The organism is Streptomyces sp. P9-2 (genome assembly GCF_051903975.1).
Lineage (GTDB): Bacteria > Actinomycetota > Actinomycetes > Streptomycetales > Streptomycetaceae > Streptomyces > Streptomyces cellulosae.
The window spans coordinates 7,012,954-7,033,739 of record NZ_CP192633.1; the positions used below are offsets into that span (position 1 = coordinate 7,012,954).

At 68.3% G+C, this 20,786-nt stretch carries 19 protein-coding genes and 3 pseudogenes; 16 read left to right on the forward strand and 6 right to left on the reverse strand.

What is annotated here, in order from left to right; translation table 11 throughout:
* The first annotated feature begins 26 nt into the window (after window positions 1–26).
* From ureA to ACQY0Z_RS31805, 11 genes and pseudogenes are all read left to right on the forward strand, one after another.
* Complete coding sequence (gene ureA, locus ACQY0Z_RS31755) at window positions 27–413, forward strand: urease subunit gamma (RefSeq protein ID WP_189906831.1); 387 nt, start codon at window positions 27–29, stop codon at window positions 411–413.
* Between the two features lie 10 nt (window positions 414–423).
* Entirely contained in the window at window positions 424–1,002 is a 579-nt protein-coding gene (locus ACQY0Z_RS31760) for an urease subunit beta (protein WP_439813216.1), read from the forward strand.
* Between the two features lie 29 nt (window positions 1,003–1,031).
* Window positions 1,032–1,754 (forward strand): annotated as a pseudogene (locus ACQY0Z_RS31765) (amidohydrolase family protein); the annotation flags it as partial.
* 118 nt (window positions 1,755–1,872) lie between these two features.
* Window positions 1,873–3,120, forward strand: coding sequence for an IS256 family transposase (locus ACQY0Z_RS31770; protein ID WP_439812191.1), 1,248 nt, complete (start codon window positions 1,873–1,875; stop codon window positions 3,118–3,120).
* Between the two features lie 36 nt (window positions 3,121–3,156).
* Window positions 3,157–4,323 (forward strand): annotated as a pseudogene (locus tag ACQY0Z_RS31775) (urease subunit alpha); the annotation flags it as partial.
* Between the two features lie 8 nt (window positions 4,324–4,331).
* Entirely contained in the window at window positions 4,332–4,985 is a 654-nt protein-coding gene (locus ACQY0Z_RS31780) for an urease accessory protein UreF (RefSeq protein ID WP_439813217.1), read from the forward strand.
* 25 nt (window positions 4,986–5,010) lie between these two features.
* Entirely contained in the window at window positions 5,011–5,754 is a 744-nt protein-coding gene (gene ureG, locus ACQY0Z_RS31785) for an urease accessory protein UreG (RefSeq protein WP_439813396.1), read from the forward strand.
* A complete protein-coding gene (locus ACQY0Z_RS31790; RefSeq protein WP_439813218.1) occupies window positions 5,751–6,653 on the forward strand; it encodes an urease accessory protein UreD in 903 nt (300 codons plus the stop codon). The genes ureG and ACQY0Z_RS31790 overlap by 4 nt, the downstream gene beginning before the upstream one ends.
* Window positions 6,638–7,132: a hypothetical protein gene (locus ACQY0Z_RS31795; protein ID WP_439813219.1), complete on the forward strand. Its 495-nt coding sequence runs from the start codon at window positions 6,638–6,640 to the stop codon at window positions 7,130–7,132. The genes ACQY0Z_RS31790 and ACQY0Z_RS31795 overlap by 16 nt, the downstream gene beginning before the upstream one ends.
* A gap of 494 nt (window positions 7,133–7,626) precedes the next feature.
* On the forward strand, window positions 7,627–7,965 hold the full coding sequence (locus ACQY0Z_RS31800; RefSeq protein ID WP_215188398.1) for a MerR family transcriptional regulator: 339 nt from the start codon (window positions 7,627–7,629) through the stop codon (window positions 7,963–7,965).
* Window positions 7,966–8,389: 424 nt separating this feature from the next.
* On the forward strand, window positions 8,390–9,631 hold the full coding sequence (locus ACQY0Z_RS31805; RefSeq protein WP_439813220.1) for an MFS transporter: 1,242 nt from the start codon (window positions 8,390–8,392) through the stop codon (window positions 9,629–9,631).
* 38 nt (window positions 9,632–9,669) lie between these two features.
* Here ACQY0Z_RS31805 and ACQY0Z_RS31810 read toward each other — a convergent pair.
* A pseudogene (locus ACQY0Z_RS31810) lies at window positions 9,670–9,879 on the reverse strand (IS701 family transposase); the annotation flags it as partial.
* A 117-nt stretch (window positions 9,880–9,996) separates the two neighbouring features.
* Here ACQY0Z_RS31810 and ACQY0Z_RS31815 point away from each other — a divergent pair.
* Entirely contained in the window at window positions 9,997–10,152 is a 156-nt protein-coding gene (locus tag ACQY0Z_RS31815) for a hypothetical protein (protein ID WP_019522970.1), read from the forward strand.
* A gap of 502 nt (window positions 10,153–10,654) precedes the next feature.
* Here ACQY0Z_RS31815 and ACQY0Z_RS31820 read toward each other — a convergent pair.
* Window positions 10,655–11,302: a hypothetical protein gene (locus ACQY0Z_RS31820; protein WP_439813221.1), complete on the reverse strand. Its 648-nt coding sequence runs from the start codon at window positions 11,300–11,302 to the stop codon at window positions 10,655–10,657.
* A gap of 484 nt (window positions 11,303–11,786) precedes the next feature.
* Between ACQY0Z_RS31820 and trhA the strand changes: the two genes are divergently transcribed.
* A complete protein-coding gene (gene trhA, locus ACQY0Z_RS31825; protein ID WP_439813222.1) occupies window positions 11,787–12,416 on the forward strand; it encodes a PAQR family membrane homeostasis protein TrhA in 630 nt (209 codons plus the stop codon).
* Window positions 12,417–12,561: 145 nt separating this feature from the next.
* Here trhA and ACQY0Z_RS31830 read toward each other — a convergent pair whose 3' ends face one another.
* The 4 genes from ACQY0Z_RS31830 to ACQY0Z_RS31845 form a co-directional block, all read right to left on the reverse strand.
* The gene (locus ACQY0Z_RS31830; protein WP_439813223.1) at window positions 12,562–12,873 is read right to left on the reverse strand and encodes an SCO5918 family protein; all 312 of its coding nucleotides are present in this window, start codon (window positions 12,871–12,873) and stop codon (window positions 12,562–12,564) included.
* Window positions 12,874–12,920: 47 nt separating this feature from the next.
* Window positions 12,921–13,325 carry a CBS domain-containing protein gene (locus ACQY0Z_RS31835; RefSeq protein WP_215188984.1) on the reverse strand — a complete coding sequence of 135 codons (405 nt, stop codon included), beginning with the start codon at window positions 13,323–13,325 and terminating at the stop codon, window positions 12,921–12,923.
* A gap of 46 nt (window positions 13,326–13,371) precedes the next feature.
* Window positions 13,372–14,868, reverse strand: coding sequence for a DEAD/DEAH box helicase (locus ACQY0Z_RS31840; protein WP_439813224.1), 1,497 nt, complete (start codon window positions 14,866–14,868; stop codon window positions 13,372–13,374).
* A 346-nt stretch (window positions 14,869–15,214) separates the two neighbouring features.
* Window positions 15,215–15,418: a cold-shock protein gene (locus ACQY0Z_RS31845; RefSeq protein ID WP_003974279.1), complete on the reverse strand. Its 204-nt coding sequence runs from the start codon at window positions 15,416–15,418 to the stop codon at window positions 15,215–15,217.
* 567 nt (window positions 15,419–15,985) lie between these two features.
* Between ACQY0Z_RS31845 and ACQY0Z_RS31850 the strand changes: the two genes are divergently transcribed.
* From ACQY0Z_RS31850 to ACQY0Z_RS31860, 3 genes are all read left to right on the forward strand, one after another.
* Window positions 15,986–16,570 (forward strand): DinB/UmuC family translesion DNA polymerase, encoded by a 585-nt coding sequence (locus tag ACQY0Z_RS31850; RefSeq protein ID WP_439813225.1) that lies wholly within the window; start codon window positions 15,986–15,988, stop codon window positions 16,568–16,570.
* 453 nt (window positions 16,571–17,023) lie between these two features.
* Window positions 17,024–17,500, forward strand: a complete 477-nt coding sequence (locus ACQY0Z_RS31855) for a trypco2 family protein (RefSeq protein ID WP_439813226.1) — start codon at window positions 17,024–17,026, stop codon at window positions 17,498–17,500.
* Between the two features lie 256 nt (window positions 17,501–17,756).
* Window positions 17,757–20,687: a tetratricopeptide repeat protein gene (locus ACQY0Z_RS31860; RefSeq protein WP_439813227.1), complete on the forward strand. Its 2,931-nt coding sequence runs from the start codon at window positions 17,757–17,759 to the stop codon at window positions 20,685–20,687.
* The last annotated feature ends 99 nt before the right edge of the window (window positions 20,688–20,786 follow it).

Genomic DNA, 20,786 nt, shown 5'->3' on the forward strand with positions numbered 1-20,786 from the left:
CCCATCACCACTACCGAGGAGCACGGATGCACCTGATTCCGTCAGAGCAGGAAAAGCTGCTGCTGAGCGTGGCGGGGATGCTCGCCAGCTACCGCAAGGAGCGCGGCATCAAGCTGAACTACCCCGAGGCCGTGGCCTACATCAGCTGTTGGGTCATCGAGGAGGCCCGGGCCGGCAACTACACCGTCGACCAGATGATGAGCGACGCCGGTCGTCCGCTGGAGGAGCGAAAGGGCGACACCCGGGGCGAGGGCGAGAGTGTCCTCACGACGGTCGACGTCATGGAAGGCGTCGCCGAGATGCTCGACATCCTCCAAATCGAGGCGACCTTCCCCGACGGCCGCAAGCTCGTCACCCTCTACAACCCGATCCGCGCCCCGAAGATCACCCCCAGGGCCGCCCCGATCCACTGAGGACGAACCCATGCCGTACTTCCAGCCGCTGCCGGCGAAGCCCACGCCAGTCGTATGTCCGGACCCGTGCCCCGACTGCGCTGCTTCTCCCGAACTCCTGCCGCCCTCCGATCTAGACCCGGGCCAGGACCACTGCTTCTCCCGGTACGAGGTGGGCGGAGTGTGGGTCAAGGACCCGACCGCGGAGCACGTCCTCAACTCCCAAGAGGGCAAGGCCACTGTCTACGTGGTCAACGTCGGTGACCGCGACATCCAGATCGGCTCGCACATCCACCTGGCCGACGTCAACGAGGACCTGCTGTTCTTCACCGACCAGGAGGCCGCCACCGCTGCCGAGGCCGTCCTGACCGACCCTGAGCGCGCCTGGCCTGAACGGATCGCCGAGGCCCGCGAGTTGGCACACCAACGGTCGAAGACGCCGGGAGTGGCCCCCTGGGGCTACCGCCTCGACATTCCTCCGGGGGACTCCATGCGGTTCAGCCCCGAGAACGCGCCCAGCGACGCCATCGAGGTCGTTCCGATCGGCGGGAGGCGACGTGTGCCGGGCCTGCGCAAGGACAAGCAGGCCGGCGACGTCGATCTCGGCTGACAGGGCCCTCGAAACCCAGGAGGAAAGCTATGGCGAACATCACCCGCGAGCAGTACGCAAAGTCCTATGGCCCGACCGTGGGCGACCAGGTCCGTCTGGGGGACACCAACCTCTGGACCGAGATCACCGAAGACCTGACCTTCGGCGGTGACGAGGCGATCTTCGGCGGCGGCAAGACCATTCGCGAGTCGATGCTGCAGGGCACCACCACCAGTGCGCAGGGCGCCCCCGACACCGTGATCACCAACGTGATCATCCTGGATGTCGCTCCCGCCCTGGAGCGGGGAAACAGCAACGCCGTCGTGCGTGCCGACGTCGGAATCAAGGGCGGCCGGATCGTCGCGATCGGCAAGGCCGGCAACAGCGACGTCATGGACGGGGTCACGTCCGGGCTGGAGATCGGTCCCTCCACCGACGTGATCTCCGGCGAGGGCAAGATCCTCACCGCCGGCGCCGTCGACACCCATGTGCACTACATCTCCCCCTCGGCCGTCATGGAGGCCGTGGCCACCGGGACCACCACGCTGATCGGCGGCGGCGTGGGCCCCTCCGAAGGGTCCAAGGCGACCACCGTGACCCCCGGCCCGCAGCACCTGGTGAACCTGCACCGCAGCTTCGACGACCTGCCGGTCAACGTGATGCTGCTGGCCAAGGGCAACACTGTCAGCAAGGACGGCCTGGACGAGCAGGCGCTGGCGGGCGCCGGCGGTTACAAGATCCACGAGGACTGGGGAGCAACTCCGGGAGCAATGCTCATGACTTGTGGATCGGTCTTCGGGACGGCACGCGAAGGGCGTACCTTCCCGAATGATCCTGTATCGGTCACCAAGTCAGGCCCGCGTTCGCAGCGCGGGTCGGGAAGGCACGCCCGTGCTCAGCGTAGTCAACGAAGACGGCTCCACCGCTACCGGTTCGCTGATCGACGAGATCGTGCGGGAAGGCGCCCGCCGGATGCTCGCCGCCGCTCTGGAAGCGGAAGTCGACCAGTACATAGCCGAGTTGGCTGCCGAGCGGGACGAACGCTGCCACCGTCTGGTGGTGCGTAACGGTCACCACCGTCCCCGCACCGTGACGACAGCGGCCGGCCCGGTCGAGGTCCGCGCCCCGCGAGTGAACGACCGCCGCGTCGACGAGGCGACCGGTGAACGGCAGCGGTTCTCCTCGAAAATCCTTCCGCCCTGGTGCCGCAAGTCCCCGAAGATCAGCGAGGTCCTGCCGCTGCTCTACCTGCACGGGCTGTCCAGCGGTGACTTCGTGCCCGCCCTTGAGCAGTTCCTCGGCTCCGCGGCCGGCCTGTCGGCGGCCACCGTGAACCGGCTCACGAAGCAGTGGCAGGACGACCACACGGCCTTCCAGAACCGGGACCTGTCCGGCACCGACTACGTCTACGTGTGGGCCGACGGCGTCCACCCCAAGGTCCGCCTCGGCCAGGCCCACTCCTGCGTCCTGGTCCTGATGGGCGTGCGTCTGGACGGCACCAAGGAGCTGATCGCGCTGGCCGAGGGGCTGCGGGAGTCGACGGAGTCGTGGGCCGACCTGCTGCGGGACTGCCGACGGCGTGGCATGCGCGATCCGGCCCTCGTCGTGGGCGACGGTGCCATGGGCCTGTGGCGGGCCCTGGCGGAGGTGTTCCCGCAGGCCAGGCACCAAAGGTGCTGGGTCCACAAGACCCGTAATGTCATGAACACGCTACCGAAGTCCACGCAGCCCGGAGCGAAGAAGGCCCTGCAGGAGATCTACAACGCCGAGGACCGCACCCACGCCGAGAAGGCGGCCCGCGCGTTCGAGAAGACCTACGGGGCGAAGTGGCCCAAGGCCGTGAAGAAGATCACCGACGACCTGGACGAGCTCCTGGCGTTCTACGACTTCCCCGCCGAGCACTGGATCCATCTGCGGACCACGAACCCCATCGAGTCCACGTTCTCCACGATCAGGCTGCGGACGAAGGTCACCCGAGGAGCGGGCAGCCCGGCCGCCGCCCTGGCGATGGTGTTCAAGCTCGCCGAGGCCGCCCAGGCCCGCTGGCGGGCGGTCACCGCACCCCACCTCGTCGCCCTCGTCCGCTCCGGCGCCCGCTTCGAAAACGGCCACCTCGTCGAGGACCTCGAAGCCGCCTGAAACTCAACTCACCCACAAGTCTTGACAATTACTCCAACTCCGGCGGTTCTGGACGCCGCTCTGAAGGCCGGAGAGGAGTGGGGCCTGCAGGTCACCCTGCATGCCGACTCCCTCAATGAGGCCGGCTTCGTCGAGACCACGCTCGATGCCATCGGGGGGCGCGGCGTTCACGTCTTCCACGCCGAGGGCGCCGGCGGCGGGCACGCCCCCGACATCATGAAGGTGGCCGCCGAGGAGAACGTTCTGCCCGCCTCTACGAACCCGACGCTGCCGTACACCAGGAACACCGTGGCCGAGCACATCGACATGCTGGCCTCCGCCCATCACCTCGACCTCGGCAACAAGAACGACCAGGCGTTCGCCGACTCCCGCATCCGCTCCACGACCATGTTCGCCGAGGACGTGCTGCACGACATGGGCGCGATGTCCATCACCTCCTCCGACGCCCAGGCCATGGGCCGCATCGGTGAGGTCGTGACCCGCACCTGGCAGGTCGCCCACGTCATGAAGGAGTGGAGCCACAAGACCTTCGAGGACGCGCACTTCTTCTACCGGACCGAGCGGGGAGCCGGCGACAACGCCCGTGCACTGCGCTACGTGGCCAAGTACACGATCAACCCCGCCATCGCCCACGGCATCGACGAGTACGTCGGTTCGGTGAAGGTGGGCAAGCTGGCCGACCTGGTGCTGTGGGACCCGCGGTTCTTCGCCGTACGGCCCGAGATGGTCATCAAGGGCGGCGCCATGGTGCTCGGCAACCTGGGCGATCCCAACGGGTCGGTGTCGACGCCGCAGCCGACATTCCTGCGCCCGGCGATGGCCGACGCGCTCGCCTCCCAGCTGTCCTACTCGTTCGTCTCGGACAAGGCCCTCAACCCGCCCTCCGGCACCGACCCGTACGGCACGGTCGGCGGCCAAGGCGTATTCAAGGACTCGTTGAAGGCCACCCTCGGTCTGCGGCGTGAACTGAAGGGCGCCAAGCCCGTCAAGGACGTCAAGAAGGCGGACATGGTCTTCAACGCCGGGCAGTTCGGCATCGACATCGACCCGACCACATTCAAGATCGCGGTGGAGATCCCGGGTCTCGCCACGACACACAATCACAGCCTCACCAAGCACAGGAGCCGTGTGGGCTTCTGGTATCTCGACCAGCCCAATCCGCCGGAGAACCTGCCGCTCACCCAGCGTTACCTGATGTTCTGAGGCGCCCGGTGAGCACCTCCCCGCTCCTGCTCACCCTCCTGGGCGACGCCCGGCTGCCGTCCGGGGGACACGCGCAGTCCGCCGGTCTGGAGCCGGCCCTGCGGGCCGGCACGACAGCTGCCCAGGTTCCCGCCTATCTGCGTGCCCGCCTTCGTACGGTCATCCGTGTCGAGGCGGGGACCGCCGTCGTTGCCCGTGCCGTGGCAGCGGGCGGCGGCGACCTCGGCGAGGTCGAGGCCGCCTGGGCCGCCCGGACCCCCAGTCAGGCGCTCAGGGCCAACGGGCGGCGCCTGGGGCGCGGGTACCTGCGCGTCCTGCAGACGCTCTGGCCCGGCCCCTTCGACGCCCGCGCAGGCACCTGGTCGCGCCCGGTCGTGCTGGGCCTGCTCGCCCACCGCGCCGCGATGGCCCCCGCCGACGTGGCCCGCCTGGTCGGGTACGACGACGTCCAGAGCGTGACGGCGGCCCTGCTCAAACTCGAGCCGCAGGATCCGCTGGTCATCGCCGCGTGGGTGAAGGACCTGCTGCCCGACATCGACGAGATGGCCGCTCAGGTCGCCCCCCTGCACACCCCCGAACAGATCCCGGCCCACGGCGCTCCTCTCATCGAGCGCTGGGCCGAGACCCACGACACCACCACAGAAAGACTCTTCAGTGCCTGAGAACACCACCGCCCCCACCCGCGCCATGCGTCTGGGCGTAGCCGGTCCCGTCGGCACCGGTAAGAGTTCGCTGATCGCGACACTGTGCCAGGCACTCTCCGGCGAACTGCGCCTGGGTGTCATCACGAACGACATCTACACCGACGAGGACGCACGCTTCCTCAAGAGCGCCGGGGTGCTGGACCCCGAACGGATCCGCCCGGTGGAGACGGGCGCGTGCCCGCACACCGCGATCCGCGACGACGTGACCGCCAACCTGCTGGCGGCCGAGGACCTGGAAGCCGACTTCGGCCCGCTGGACCTGGTCATCATCGAGTCCGGCGGCGACAACCTCACCGCGACCTTCTCCCCGGCCCTGGTGGACGCCCAACTGTTCGTCCTGGACGTCGCCGGCGGCGGTGACGTCGTACGCAAGGGAGGCCCCGGCATCGCCCGCGCCGACCTGCTCGTGATCAACAAGACCGACCTGGGCCCCTACGTGGGCGTGGACGTCGAGCGCATGGCCCGCGAAGGCCGCGAAGCCCGCCGAGGCTCCCCGGTGGTGGCGCTGTCCCGGCACGACGCAGCGTCCATCCGGGTGCTGACCAGCTGGGTCCGCGACACCCTCACCCACTACCGCACCGGCGAGCACACCCCCGTCGACCCCGGCCCCATGGCCCCGCACTTCCACGCCGACCAGGACGGCGAGGGCAGTCACCCGCACACCCACGACGACGGCACCGACCACGCGCACTACCAAGCGGCGGCGAATGCAGGGCAGAGCGCGTGACCGGCCCGACCCGCCTGAGCGTCGCCCCCACGGGGAGCCGCAGCCGCGTCCACCACACGACCGGGCACCTCACGGTGCGGGTCATGGACCAGGACGCGGACGGAGCCAGGGTGGGCCTGCTCGCCACCCAGGCACTGCTGTTGTCCGGCGACGACGTCCGCATCGAGGTGGACGTCGCTGCCGGCGCCTGGCTCGACGTCGTGGAGACGACCGGCACGGTCGCCTACGAAGGCGAGGCACCGTCGTCCTGGACGGTCGACGCCACCGTGGGCGACGGAGCCGTCCTGACCTGGGCGGGCAAACCGTTCGTGGTCTCGGACGAGATCGCCACCCACCGCAGGACCCGGATCCGGCTGCACGGCACCGGCAAGGTGCTGATGCAGGAGAAGGTCGTACTGGGACGTGCCGGGCAGTTGGGCGGGGACCTGAGCATGTCCCTGAAGGCGAGCGACGACACCGGGCCGCTGCAGGTGGAACACCTGAACCTGGGGCAGCAGACCCGTCGGATGCCGGGCATCCTAGGAAACCTGCGTTCCATGGACACGGTCACCGCCCTGGGATGGACACCGGTGCCAACCGGTGAACCAGAGGCCGGCACCACCGGGCCCGGGGAGACCTACTTCCTCCTGGACCGGTCCGGGGCCGCACTGCGCTGGATGGGAATCGGCCGATTCCGTGACCAGCTGTGCGACGCCACCTTCGCCGCCTGGCGCGAGGAAGCCATGCGCGACTACCGGCACCGACACGCCGCACGGCACCTGGGTCACGCAGAGGAGGAGACCGGCCTCGGAGAAGCTGATACTGGCCCAACCGTGGACGCAGTGGACGCAGTGGACGCAGTGGACGCAGTGGACGCCGCGGCCGGGCGGCCCCGTGCCGGGACATGCTGCGCTCCCTGACCGGATGGCAGATCGATCCACACGCGGCCCCTCTCGGAACGGACGAGATCGGCGCTGCCCCCTCGACGATGCTGCGCGGTGGGCGGCTGCGAGAACCGACTCGCTCCCCGAACTTCCCGGCCGACCGAGACGAACTGCTGCGGCCCTTGGCTGAACGCGAGGACGCCAACGCACTGACCGTCATGGCCTACATCCCCACGGCCGTCACGGCCGGGCCGGCTACCTCCGCGAGCCCGACACCGAGCTCCCGCTGCCCGGCCACGAGTCCGCCCGCCGCATCAACAGCCTCCTTGCCGCAGCCGACCAGGCGTCAGGACGTCTCGCAACTCGCGTACGGCGTGCTCGCGGGGGTGCTGGGCGGGGATCGCCTCGTACAGGTCCAGGGCGCGGCGGCGGACCAGGCCGGTGCGGTAGTGGACGGGCAGCGCGGTCAGGGCATCGACCGTACGGCGGCACGCCTGCTCGGTATTGCGTCGTGATGGGAGCACGCCGCCGCGTCGATGTTCAGCAAGGTGCGTGTCATGGTGCTGGTCGGGGCGGACAGCTCCAAGGCGCGCTCTTGGCTGATGCGGGCGAGGCGGGTGTCTCCGAGGGTGGTGAAGGCGTGGCTGAGGTGGACGTGGTGCTTCTGCTCGCCGTACGTCAGTCACGTGTCCGACCGCTCGCTCTCGGGGAGCCGGTCCATGAGGGCGTCGGCGTTACCAGTAGTAGAGCAGTACCAGAGGGAAGAACGGAGGAACGAAGCGCCATCAGGATCGCCCGGGCGCAGTCTTGGCCCGGGTACCGCAGGACATCGATAGTGAGGTGGTCTCCGGTCAAGCAACCGCGATCCCCGCGCCCCCGACAGCATCCAGGCCGGGCGGGCGGACACAGAAGGCCGACGCAGTATCAGGGTCGGCAGATGGTGTAGTTCCTTCGGGGCCCTGGAGCCGTATGGCACCAGGGCCCCTCCATGCGTTCCAGAGAGGTGCAGATGACAGCAGACGATTCGTACGGCCGTCTCGACGACGACGATTACCCCGCCTACACCATGGGGCGAGCGGCCGAGATACTCGGCACGACCCCCGCCTTTCTGCGGGCCATCGGGGAGGCCCGGCTGATTACGCCGCTCCGCTCGGAGGGCGGCCACCGCCGCTATAGCCGCTACCAGTTGCGCATCGCAGCACGCGCCCGCGAACTCGTCGACCAGGGCACCTCCGTCGAGGCGGCCTGCCGCATCGTCATCCTGGAGGACCAGCTCGAAGAAGCACGGCGCATCAACGCGGAACTGCAGAGGCACCCCGTCGGCCTTGTGGACCAGGCCGACGGCTGAGACCGCGTCTGCCAGCCGGTCGGTAAAGGCCAGGCGGGAAGCTCGTGCCGTAACCGAGGAGACAGCCATCCGCGCCGATGTGCTACGCCCGGTCCGGGCTAGGGTCCGTCTTCAAACGGATCTTGCCCAGAGCAGGAACGATGCGAGGGTGACCGCCGCTTCCCTAGATCCCCGGCCTCCTCATCCGTGACGTCCGGAGTATCCCTGTCCGCTGGTAGCGGCTGACGGCGGCGGCCCCGGAGCGCGAGAGCGCGGGCGACCTGCCTCGGACGTCACCAGGGAGGTGCCGCAGTCCGCCGCCGGAGGGTCATGGCATCCGGCCCGGAAACTTCGTTGTAGGGGCCGACGTTGTGGGAGATCATGCGCGTTTGTGACCTCGCGAGCAGATGAACCCATTGACGAAGCGGCCCCGCCCGTCCCCGTCATGGCCGTCACCCCCTCCACCCCGGTGCACCGGGACGGCAACGTCCTGCGCTGGCTGATCGCCTACACCTTCTCCGTGGTCGGCGACGCCGCCTACTTCGTGGCGCTTGGCTGGGCCGCGCAGAAGGTGGCCGGACCGGCCCAGGTCGGCCTGGTGATGGCGGTCGGCGCGATACCCCGGGCGATCCTCATGCTCGGCGGCGGTGTGATCGCCGACCGGTTCGGCCCGCGTCGGGTGGTCATCTCCTCCGACGCGGCCCGCGCTGTGGTGATCCTCGCGGCCGCCGCAGCGCTCGCGTTCAGCACGCCCGGCCTCTGGGTGCTCGTCGCGCTCGCCCTCGTCTTCGGCGTCGTGGACGCCCTGTTCATGCCGGCGGTCGGAGCGATGCCGCCCCGGCTCACCGGCCGCGACCAGTTGATGCGGCTGCAGAGCCTGCGCAATCTGGTGCAGCGGTCCGGCCACATCGCCGGTCCGCCGCTCGCCGGGTTCTCAATGGGACTCGGCGGCCCCGCCGCCGCGTTCGCCGTGACCGGCGTCCTCTTCACCTTCTCGCTGCTCCTCCTGGTCGCGATCCGGCTCGCCCCGCTGCCGCCCGAGGAACAGCCCGCCGCGGACTCAACTGCCCGCCGCGACCTGGTCGACGGCATCGTCTACCTGCGCCACGAGCCCGTCGTCGGCCCGCTCGTCCTCTCCGGACTGCTCTCCATGCTCGGCTGCATCCCGCCGATGGCGATCGGCGTCATCGTGCTCGCCGAGGAACGTGGCTGGGGCCCCTCCGGCGGTGCCTGGGTGAACGCAGCCCTCAGCGCCGGCGTCTGCACGACCTCGCTCCTGCTCGTAGTGCGCGGCCGCTTCCCTCGGGCCGGCCACTGGCACAACATCGCCCTGCTCGTCGCCTCCGCCGGCATCGGCCTGATCGGCGTCATGCCGAACCTCGCCCTCGCGGTCGCCGTGGCGCTCGTTTCCGGCCTGGTCTCCGGCCTCTGCGGCGGTCTGGCCCTGGCCCTGATGCAGGCCAACACCGCCCTCGCCTTCCAGGGCCGGGTCGCCTCCGTCCAAGCGCTCAGCGCGGTCGGCATCACCCCAGTGATGTTCCCGCTCTTCGGCCTCGTGGTGGAAGGGTGGGGCGCCGGCCCCACCTTCCTCCTCTTCGGCTGCATCAGCATGCTCGGCGCCACGGTCTCCACCGCCTCCCACGCCGTCCGCCATGCCGACCTGGACTTCACGAAGACCGCGGACTGACTCCGGCTCCCGGCCCGGGCACCCAGGGTCCCCTTCCACAGCCGCTGGAAGCCGTCGGAGGTGCGGTGGCCTGCCCATTCAGCGAGCTGCCAGCCGTTCCTCCTTGTAGTCTGGCCCAGCAGACCGCGGACGTAGTCCCGCATCCGCCACCGCAGATCAGCCCAAGCGAACCGGCCCGCCACCCGGGCGAACACCGACTCCAACTCATCAGCCCAGCAACCGACTTCATGCTGCTGGGTGTCCGTCAGGTGGTAGGTGATTCCATGCTGTCCGCGACCCGGGACTGTCCTCCGTCTGGACGAGGGTCCTCGTCTTTTGGGCGACATCCCTTTAGCGTGGGCGGCAGCTGCCGATTGGGAGGTGCCATGTCGGACGATCCGACGGGGCCGTTGGGTATGGCAATGCGGGAGGTCACGTTCCCGGACCAGTCTCGCGGGATCATCTTGGTGCGGGCGGGAACACCGCAGGACGAGGCCGAGGCAATGGCCGCCCGTGTGTGGGCCGAGATGCCGGAAGATTGACCTGTACGAACGCAGGTAACCCGTATCATCCTCCAGTGCTTTCCTGAGCGTCGACCATGACCGGAACCAGCCGTACGAACCCCGCACCGGTGCATGGCGCCACCTATACGCGTCAATTGCCTGGGGCGGAGGCGCGGTAGTGGTCTCTGCGACGAGGTCGAGGCCGCTCAGGGTGGAAGAGGCCGCGCGCCGCGTTCCGCAGCCTGGTGCGTCTGCTGGCTGTCCACGAGATCACCGAGGGAGGAGTCGTTGGCATCCTGCCTGGCGTGCGTTGCCGGGTGCAGAGCAGGTGGTGAAGGACGGGCTCGCCGAAGGCGACCGAGGTGTCCTCGTCGGTCATCCGACTTACATGGCGTTCACTGACCCAGCGGTGGCAGGCGGGCAAGGGTGGCGCGTTCTTGACGGCAGTACTGCTCCCGCCTGGCGATGCCGGTCTGGCGATGGGAGTTCGGCCTTCGGCAAGGCTGGTTCGGGCAGGCCTCTAGGCTCTGAGGTTGGAGCCTCAGGCCCGCGGATGCGCGCTTGTGATCACTGGTGGTTGGAGCTGAATCTGTCGTCGATGTCTGGGATCCAGAAGCAGCTCCAACGTCTTCAGGCGGTCCCAGTGCCGCACACGGCGCCCGTGTCTGACTGCTGCAGTCAGGCTCACGAGTAGCAGTGCCGCGCAGCACCCCGCCAGCACACGATCGGATCCTACGACGATCTCGATCACCGCGATGAAGAGCGCGAACACCAGGGCGAGGGCCGAGTTCCGCAGCATCAACGCGACGCCTTGAAGCCGAGTGATCTCGCCCGCTGCCTCCTTGTCGTGGAGTTCCACCGCAGCCAACAGCAGAGATGTGTCAGTGCGCACGAAGGCTCGGTCCCGGGACTCGGGCACTCTGGCCACGAAATCAAGACGAGCGTCCTCGACACTCCAGTTCCAACGCGGTGCCACCTTGTCCAGGAGGGCACTCAGCGGATAGGCGAGATGCCCCAACAGGTAACTGGCAACGCCGACTCCGACCACCTGTAGCGCTGACGGTGCCGAGGCCAGACTTGTGAGATCGATGATCTGCAAGCGTGTGAGCACGTAAATGATCAAGGATAGGTGCAGTGCTCCTGGTATCCCGTAGGTGAACAGATCGAAGAAACCCACAGCTAAGGTCACGAAGCTCCCCCTTGACTCTCCAAGGCCCCTGACTCTAGTGAGTAGAGGCTGGCAGTGGTTCTGATGAGTCGAGAGCTTCCCTGCCTGGCCGTGATGCGAAAGCGCCGCGAGCACCGCTCAAGTCGAGCATGGACGAGCACGCTCGGTTCGGCGGAGTGGTGCCCGAGGTTGCCGCCCGCACCCAACCGCGAGCGAGGACGGCATCAACCGGCTCAAGCGCCACCGCGCGGTCGCCACGAGATACGAGCTCGCCGCTACGAGGCGACCGTGCTGATCGCAGTCCTCAACGAGTGGCTGTGACCAGCACTTTCGATACAGGCCCTAACATGATCGGATGATTTTTGATGGTCCCCGCAGGAGCGAGACTGTACGGGGAGTTGGGGAGGGGGAGGCTGTAGCCGGTCTCTTCGGCGGATCACACCGTGGCGATGTCGGGGATGACTCTCGTCCTGTTGCCGACCTTGCCGGGTGGGCGGCGGACCTGGTGGAGCCGGTCAAGCCGAGGCTGCGTGGCTGGCTCCACGCCGCGATGGTCCCGGCTTCGTTGAGCGCAGGCATTGTCCTCGTTTGCCTGGCCCGGACCGGGCAGGCGGTTCTGGCGTGCGCTGTGTACGCCGTGACTGCCTGGCTGCTGTTCGGGACGAGCGCCGTCTACCATCTGGGTACTTGGGGGCCGCTGGGCGAGGCCGTTCTGCGTCGCTTCGACCACGCCAACATCTTCCTGATCATCGCGGGAACCTGCACGCCTTTGGCCGTGCTCCTTTCATCTGACCGGCAGGCTCTGCTGCTGTGGATCGTGTGGACGGGCGCGCTGGCCGGAGTCGCCTTCCGTGTCCTGTGGGTCAACGCTCCCCGCTGGCTGTACACCCCCTGCTACCTGGCCCTGGGGTGGGCACCGGTGCGTTACCTGCCCGACTTTCTGCACGCCGGTGGAGCGGCCGTAGTCACCCTGATAGTGACCGGTGGTCTCCTCTACAGTGCCGGGGCGGTGGTGTACGCGGTCCAGCGGCCCAATCCCTCGCCCCGCTGGTTCGGTTTCCACGAGGTGTTCCACGCTCTGACCGTGGCAGCCTTCACCGCGCACTACATCGCCATTTCCCTCGCCGTCTACTGACCCCAGCAGCGGAATCGCTCCTGTGTCACGGGGCCGTCGCCTCTTGTACCGACCGGAGAGTGCGGTATGCAGTGAGGGCCCGGCCGGCGCGCGCCGGCCGGGCCCTCACTGCTGTTCTGGTGTCGGCGTGCGCCTGTCGCGTCGGTCAGACGGACAGGTGGGGGGCGCCGAGCATCGCGGAAGCCCGCTGCAACGGACTTTCGATGCGCGCGGGGGTGGTCTCGGGCAGGATGCGGCAGGTGAAGCCGAGATGGGCCATGGCCCTGAGGACTTCGCCGGTGCTGAAGTCGCGGCGGTCCTGGCGGGTGATGACCTGGCCCACCTGCTTGGGGGGGTAGTGGCGTCGTCCGATGATCACGGAATCGCCGGTGACCGGTTCGGGTTTGATGCCCTTCATCGATTCCAGTACGCCGCTCTTGGTCAGGTCGAACGGGAAGCGGGCAATGACACAGCGCATGGCGCCTCACGGGCAAAAGGAAATGGGGCTGACCGCCGTGCGGTGGTTCAGCGGGAGAGAGCGAGGACGCCCAGGGCGCTGCCGTGTTCGTCGACCACGGGCACCAGCCCGAGCCGCCCGAAAGGCATTGCGTCCTCGGCTTCTTCCCTCGTGGCCGAGGGTGAGATGAAGGGCCCGCCATCGTCGGTGATGTCACCCAGGCGGAGCCGGTCGGTGTATCCGGAGCTGTCCCGGACGGCGGTGAGCCGGGCCTGGGTGACCAGGCCGACGCACCGGGCGTCGTCGTCGCAGATGATCAGATGCTCCGCACGTGCGGCGGCTATCACGGACAGCGCCACCTCGATGGTCATGTCGTACCAGACCTGCGGGCCGGCCGCGTCCATGACGTCGATCACCGTGCCGGTCAATGGGCGAGGGCTTACGGGGCGATCCTGCAACTGTCCCAGCGTCAAAAGGTGCCTCCTGCGCAGACGGGCGGTGTTCGGACCGACGGCGGTTCTATGCGGCCGCAGCGGCCGTGGGCTGGAGTGCGCCGGAACGCCGGGTTGCCGAGGCGGGGCGGCGTCGGCCGCGAGAGGTGGCGCCGCGCTTCTTGGGACGTTCGGCCACCGGGGCGGTGATGACGACCGGGATGCCGGTCGGGGTCTGCGCTCCGGTGATCCGGCTGAGGGCCTCGTCGCCCGGGTTGACCTGGGTGGTCTGAGGCCGGATCCCGGCGTCCGCCATGAGGCGGACCATGCCGCGGCGCTGGCTTGGTGTGACGAGCGTGACGACGCTGCCGGACTCTCCGGCGCGGGCCGTGCGGCCGCCGCGGTGGAGGTAGTCCTTGTGGTCGGTCGGCGGGTCGACGTTGACGACGAGGTCGAGGTTGTCGACGTGGATGCCGCGCGCCGCGACATTGGTCGCCACCAGCACGTTGACGTGCCCGGTCTTGAATTGCGTCAGGGTGCGGGTGCGCTGAGGCTGGGACTTTCCGCCGTGCAGGGCGGCGGCCCGTACGCCGCTGCTCAGCAGGTCCTGCGTCAGCCGGTCCACGGCGTGCTTGGTGTCCAGGAACATGATCACGCGGCCGTCGCGGGCGGCGATCTCGGTGGTGGCGGCATGCTTGTCGGCGCCGTGGACATGGAGTACGTGGTGTTCCATCGTCGTGACGGCGCCGGCCGAGGGGTCGACGGAGTGCACGACGGGGTCGGTCAGGTAGCGGCGTACGAGCAGGTCGACGTTGCGGTCGAGGGTGGCGGAGAACAGCATGCGCTGGCCTTCGGGGCGGACCTGGTCGAGAAGGGCGGTGACCTGCGGCATGAAGCCCATGTCGGCCATCTGGTCGGCCTCGTCGAGGACGGTGACGGAGACCTGGTTCAGCCGGCAGTCGCCACGGTCGATGAGGTCCTTGAGGCGTCCCGGGGTGGCGACGACGACCTCGGCGCCACCGCGCAGCGCGTTCGCCTGTCTGCCGATCGACATCCCGCCCACGACGGTGGCCAGACGCAGCTTCACGGAGCGGGCGTACGGGGTGAGCGCATCGGTGACCTGCTGCGCCAGTTCACGCGTCGGTACGAGGATCAGCCCCAGCGGTTGCCTGGGCTCGGCGCGCCGCCCGGCGGTGCGGGCGAGCAGGGCCAGCCCGAAGGCGAGGGTCTTGCCGGAACCGGTGCGGCCCCGGCCGAGGACGTCGCGGCCGGCGAGGGAGTTCGGCAGGGTCGCGGCCTGGATTGGGAACGGCGCGGTCACACCCTGCTTGCCGAGTGCGGCCAGCAGTTCCCCGGGCATGTCGAGATCGGCGAATCCCTCCACGGCGGGAAGCGCGGGAGTGATCGTCCGGGGCAGCGCGAACTCACCCTGGACGGCGGCGGGCCGACGGCCGTAACCGCCTGAGCGGCTCGCGCCGGTCGACCGGCGCGGGGCCGGCGAACCGAAGCGGCTGCCGCCCCTGCCGGAGTCGGCACTGCCATTACGGGTGCGGGCGTATCGGTCGTTGTTGCGTGTGCGGTTCATACGGAACCTTCCTCGATACGGCACATAGCAAGGAATTCCCGTAGTGGTGAGCCGCACGGAGAATTGCAAGAATGAACCGATGGGGTGGTGGCTTGCACTCGAACGGCTTTAACCGTCGCAGGATTTGCAAGCGCTGAATCAAGCGGCGCGATGTAGGGTCAATGTTCGTAGCGTCCACTGCGCTGTGAAGGGGTGCGTCTGCACTCACCTGGAGGGCGATCTGTGTGCGGTGAGCCTACAGATGTCCTGGTTGTCTTCCGCAGGCAAACTGCTGTGAAAACGCATGTAGCTGGGGCCCGCACCCCAAGGGATGCGGGCCCCAGCTACCAGTACGCGACAGTCAGCGTCAGGCGAGAACGATGTTCTCAGCCGTCGGGCCCTTCTGGCCCTGCGCGATGTCGAAGTTCACCTTCTGGCCCTCCAGCAGCTCGCGGAATCCCTGAGCGGCGATGTTCGAGTAGTGGGCGAACACGTCAGCGCCGCCACCGTCCTGCTCGATGAAGCCGAAGCCCTTTTCCGCGTTGAACCACTTCACGGTACCAGTAGCCATGTCATTTCTCCTTTGGGGCAGTGCATCGGAGTCCGCACCGTGCAGACGCCGTGTCGCCGCGATGATCACCCCGCCCGGAAAAAAACCGGATACGCAAGAGTGCTTCCAGTGGCGCGATGGCCAACTGGGAGCACTCGAAGTTTCGGGAACCACAACTGCAACTGAGATCGACAGTAGCACACCGCTGCGGCGAGTGCGGGGTGAGAATTCCTCTCGGCTTATTGCGGCAAATAATCTGTCTGCCTGTTCCGCTGAAATCTCAATCCGCGGGCACAGATATTGACATACCCGTGCGACGTCATGTCTGACGTGCCTGCGCCTTTGTGATCCCAGCGGCACGGAGGAGCCGGTGGCCGAGCTCCGGCACCCGGTGCTGACCGGCGAGCCCTGGCCGGTGATCGGCGTACAGGCCCGCAGCGAGGACTACAGCTCGCAGGCGACGGCTACGGCATCCATACCGTTGGTAGGCTCGCCGCCATCTCACCCGCCACCATTCAGCGCCTGCTCGGCGGCAAAGCGGGCCGGACGGCCACCGACCGGGCCTGCGGCATCGACCCGCGCCCCGTCGTGCCCAGGGCCTTGCCCTCCTCCGCGACCGTCCGGCACACCTTCGACCGCCATACCCTGGACGGCGCCACCGTCCGCGCCAGCCTCCTCGAACTGGTCGTGCAGCTGGGGCGGGGGCTGCGCCGCCGCGGCCAGGCCGCCCGCGCCCTGACCCTCACCCTGCGCTTCGCCGGCGGCACCGGCTGGGAGAAAACGCGCCGCCTGACCGAGCCGTCCGCTCACGACGACGACCTGCGCCTCCTCGCCTACCAGCTGATGGGCGCCGTCGGCCTGCAACGCGGCCGCCTCACCGGCATCGCCCCGAAAGGCGACGACCTCGTCGACGCCGACCAGGTCGCCCAGCAGATCAGCCTGGACACCGCCCGCGAGGCCCGCCTGGCCGCCGAAGCCGCCATGGACCGCATCCGCGACAAGTACGGGCCCGGCATCATCGGCCGGCCGCCACCCGCCGCGCCTCCTGAACCCGGCCCGCTTCGACTGGAGCGGCGACTCCGTGACGGTTGTCGGCCATTGCCACTCAGCCGGGTGAACACCCCAGTCCCCTATGAATCGGCCGTCAGTTCGTGGACGTCGACCAGAGCATGAGGCCGATCAGGGATGAACACGTTGCTTGAAGCACAGCCCCTTCAGTCCGGCCGCCGTCCACTCCAGCCACCCTCGTGCCACGGCTGGGTCGGTCGTCGACGGGCACAACGTCAGCGGTGCCTCCAGGCGATGGTCGGCGAACAGCGCCTCCAGCGCCGTGCGCCGCCGCTCGTACGGCGAGCTGGTCAGGTCGGTGTCGCCTTGGTGGACCAGGTCGAAGGCGGAAGCGCGTGGGTTCGCGGATTCTCGGACGGGTCCTTGGACGAACCTGTGTGTCGTTTTGCTCAGATCGCCGACTGGCTTGGTGAGTTCGCCACGGATACACGCCTCAGCGCGCGATTGAAACCAGGGCACCGCTTCGTGTGGTCCGGAACGCGGCCTCAGCCGGGACTGGATCACGGTAAGCGCCCGATGTTGAGCTACTGAGTCGCTGGGATGCGGCACACTGCTGGGTTGAAGTCGCTTGATCACCCGGAGGTGTTCCGGGGGGAGGGGATTGTTGTGGCGATCAGTCTGTCGGAGGCACTGAAGGAACTGCGCGAGGAATTGTACCGTGCGCAGGACTCGGGGGCTGGGCAGCAGGTTCAGTTCGAAGTGGAGAAGGCGGAGCTGGAGGTGACGGTGCAGTTCCGCAAAGAAGGCTCCGGCAAGGTAAAGGTGTCGGTTGGGCCAGCTGGTGTTGAGGGTGGGGGAGGGGCCGAGCACACCAGTACGCAGAAGTTGACATTGACGCTGAACATCCTGGATGAAGCCGTCGGGGGGCAGCGAGCTCGGATCCGCCACAGCGAGCAGGGCTCGCGCGATGGTGGGCTCACCGCAGACGACAGCGCAATGCCGGAGCCAGGGGCATCAGATGCCGGGGAACCGACGCAGGGCGGCAGCCCAGTGGAGAGTGAGACCATGCAGCCGCGTCGGCCGTGGGATCGGTGAGATGGATCCTGCACGTGTGGCCTTGATCCGGGCCGGGTGGACGGCTGCGCCGTCAGCGCAGGGGTCGGGGTACCTGGTGGGCCCGCATCTAGTGCTGACCGCCTTACATGTCGTGATGGACGGGGAGAACCGGTTTTTGCCGCACGTGGTTGTGCGGGTTGGACATCCGCGCTACGGGGACGGGCCGGTGGAGCGAAGCGCGGAGGTGTGCTGGCCTGATCCGCGTCAAGAGCCACCCGAGCCGGGAGGTACGGACGTGGCGCTGGTGTGGCTGCATGAGGCAGTCGAGGTCGACGGGGTGCCGGTCCGTTGGGGAAGGGTAGGCGGTACGGAGCCGGTGCGGTACGAGGGTGCGGGTTTTCCGTTGTTCGCGCGAGAGGCGGGTGAGCCCGAGTTCGAGTATCTGCGTGGAGAATTGCTACCCGTGGCCACCGGTGGCCGGCTGCGGGTGCTGGACACGCGGGCGTGGCCGACTAGTGGTCGGGGTGAGCGGCCGTGGGCTGGTGCATCGGGCAGTGCGGTGTTCTGCCATGGCCGGCTGGTGGGCGTGGCGGTGGAGGATGGGCCGAAACTGGGGTGGCGGCGTCTATACGCGGAACCCGTCGATGAGCTGTTCACGGACCCGGGGTTCACGGATCTGCTGGAGCGCCATGGCGGGCTGGGCCGACTGCCACTGATCGAGGAGATGCAGGCTGGGGACGCCACGGTGGACTGGCCGCGGCAGGTCGGGGTGGTCCCTCAAGTTAGCGGACTGTTTCAGCACCGCGCGGAGGTGGACACTCTGGCCCGAGCCCTGGACGGTGGCCGGCAGGCCGTTCTCGGTCAGCACTCGGTCTCTCTTGGGAGCAGGGCGCAGGTGGTGGCAGGGACCGGCGGAGTCGGCAAGACTCAGCTGGCCGCGCACTATGCCACTGCGGTGCGCCGCGCCTCGGGCTGGCTCACTACCCCTGGAGGCAGTGCCGAGAATGTGGACGGGGCGGACCTGCTCGTGTGGGTGGATGCAGGCAGCCGCCAAGCTGTGATCTCCGCGTTCGCGCAGGCTGCCGCCGTTACCGACCTCGACGCCCCCACCGCAGGCAACGGGGGTGGCGACGAACAGGAGCAGGCCGCCCGCCGGTTCCTGGCCTGGACGCAGACCACCGCCCGTCGCTGGCTGGTGATTTTGGACGACGTGCCGGAACCCGGCGTTCTGGCTGGCTGGTGGCCATCCACGGGGGGACGCGGACGGGTGATTGTGACCACCCGCAGCCGGGAGGCGGCCTTCACTCACCACGGCACCTTCATCCACGTCGGGCTCTTCACCCCTGACGAAGCCCTGAACTACCTGCGCCGTGCATTGGACGATCCCAGCCGGGCCAGTCACACCGATGACGACCAGGATTTGGCGGGGCTTGCCGAAGACCTCGGGCGCCTGCCGCTGGCTCTTGCGCAGGCGGCTGCGTTCCTGCTGGACACCGGCCGCAGCGTGCGCGCGTACCGGGACTTGCTGGCGGACCGGGCAAGGAACCTGCGGGAGATCACACCGGACATCGGCGGGCTGCCCGACGAGCAGCGCCGCACCGTTGCGGCGCTGTGGGACGAGTCAGTCGCACTGGCCGATAGTCGGCAACCCGCGGGCGTGGCCCGACCGCTACTACAACTGCTGTCCGTCCTCGATGGATCAGGCATCCCGGCTCATCTGCCCGCGAGCGAAGCGGCGTTGGCCTACCTGCAGGCCGCCCGCACCCCTGGCCACGGCGCGATACGGAAGGTCGACGCCGAGGACATGCACACATCACTTGCCGTACTGGACCGGCTGAACCTGATCAACCCTGCTGAAGCACCGATCGACGCAGCGCATGGTGCAGACGGGGAGGTGAGCGAGCAGCGCATGGTGCGAATGCACCAGCTCATCCAACGAGCGGTGCGTGAGGCGGACTCTGACCCGTCAGCAACTGTTCGGGCTGGTGCGGACGCACTGGTGGAGGTGTGGCAGGACACTGAGCACAGTCTTGAGACTGGAGGCGCCCAAGCACTCGCACAGCGCCTGCGCGCAAATGCGGCCGCGCTTGAAGAAGCAGATGTCGAGATGGGAACGCTTTGGGAGCCCACTGCCCATGAGGTGTTGTACATCCATGGCAAGAGCTTGGGCGCAGCCGGCGGAGTGGATGCAGCGGCCCAGCACTTCACGCGTATGGCTGAGCAATCATTGCGGCGGTTCGGCCCAGAGCACCCCGATACGCTGCGCACCCGCTTCCACCTCGCCCGATGGCAGGGCGAGTCTGGACAGTTGGGAGGCGCGCTGGCCGCACTGGAGGGCGTGCTGGCCGATCGGCTGCGCCTGTTGGGGCCTGACCATCGCGATACCCTTACTGCACGTAGCGACCTTGCCCACTGGCAGGGGGAGGCCGGAGACCCGGCTGGTGCGGAAGCCGCGTACAAACTCCTGCTAGTTGACCAGCTGCGAGTATTGGGCTCCCACCACCGTGACATCATTACCACTCGCGGCAACCTCGCGCGCTGGCGAGGGATAGCCGGAGACCCGGCCGGTGCAGCAGCCGCCTATGCGAAGCTGCTCCCGGACGCCCGGAGGGTGCTCGGTCCCGACCATCTGCACACGCTACTCACTCGCAACAACCTCGCCCGCTGGCAGGGCGAGGCCGGGGACGCAGAAGGTGCGGTTACCGCCTTTGAGGCTCTGCTGCCCGACATGCTGCGGGTGCTCGGCCCCGACCACCCCCAAACAATGGTCGTCCGCAGCAATCTCGCTTCATGGCGGGGACGGGCCGGGGATCCGGTCGGCGCGGTGGCCGCATTCGAGGAGGTGCTGGCGGACCGACTGCGGGTGCTGGGACCCGATCATCCCAGCACTCTTACCGCCCGCTACAACCTTGCCCACTGGCGAGGAAGAACTGGGGATGCAGCAGGCGCGGTGGCCGCGTTCGAGACTCTGCTCCCCGATATTCTGCGGGTACTCGGCCCCGACCACCACCTCACGCTGACCACCCGCAATAGTCTTGCCCTCGTACAGGGAGAGGCTGGGGATCCGCTCGGCGCAGTAGCCGCGCTCGAAGATGTGCTGGCGGACCGACTGCGGGTGCTGGGCCCGGACCACCCAAACACGTTGATCACCCGCGACAACCTCGCTTACTGGCGTGCTGCGAGTGCAGCGAACGGCGGGGATGCGACCACCTCACGGTCGGTCTGACTAGTCTTGATCGCCGAAGAGCGGGTGTCAGTGGGCGCAAGATCGGCGCGAAGACGCACGAGGCAGACTAGATGCCGCCCATGTCCGGACATGTCCGAG

Excerpts from the sequence above, each read along its gene's own strand:
- ACQY0Z_RS31795 (WP_439813219.1), top strand. The coding sequence starts at position 6,638 with ATGCTGCGCTCCCTGACCGGATGGCAGATCGATCCACACGCGGCCCCT.
- ACQY0Z_RS31760 (WP_439813216.1), top strand. The coding sequence starts at position 424 with ATGCCGTACTTCCAGCCGCTGCCGGCGAAGCCCACGCCAGTCGTATGT.
- ureG (WP_439813396.1), top strand. The coding sequence starts at position 5,011 with ATGCGTCTGGGCGTAGCCGGTCCCGTCGGCACCGGTAAGAGTTCGCTG.
- ureA (WP_189906831.1), top strand. The coding sequence starts at position 27 with ATGCACCTGATTCCGTCAGAGCAGGAAAAGCTGCTGCTGAGCGTGGCG.
- ACQY0Z_RS31840 (WP_439813224.1), bottom strand. The coding sequence starts at position 14,868 with ATGAACCGCACACGCAACAACGACCGATACGCCCGCACCCGTAATGGC.
- ACQY0Z_RS31800 (WP_215188398.1), top strand. The coding sequence starts at position 7,627 with ATGACAGCAGACGATTCGTACGGCCGTCTCGACGACGACGATTACCCC.
- ACQY0Z_RS31815 (WP_019522970.1), top strand. The coding sequence starts at position 9,997 with ATGTCGGACGATCCGACGGGGCCGTTGGGTATGGCAATGCGGGAGGTC.
- ACQY0Z_RS31805 (WP_439813220.1), top strand. The coding sequence starts at position 8,390 with ATGGCCGTCACCCCCTCCACCCCGGTGCACCGGGACGGCAACGTCCTG.
- ACQY0Z_RS31845 (WP_003974279.1), bottom strand. The coding sequence starts at position 15,418 with ATGGCTACTGGTACCGTGAAGTGGTTCAACGCGGAAAAGGGCTTCGGC.
- ACQY0Z_RS31830 (WP_439813223.1), bottom strand. The coding sequence starts at position 12,873 with ATGCGCTGTGTCATTGCCCGCTTCCCGTTCGACCTGACCAAGAGCGGC.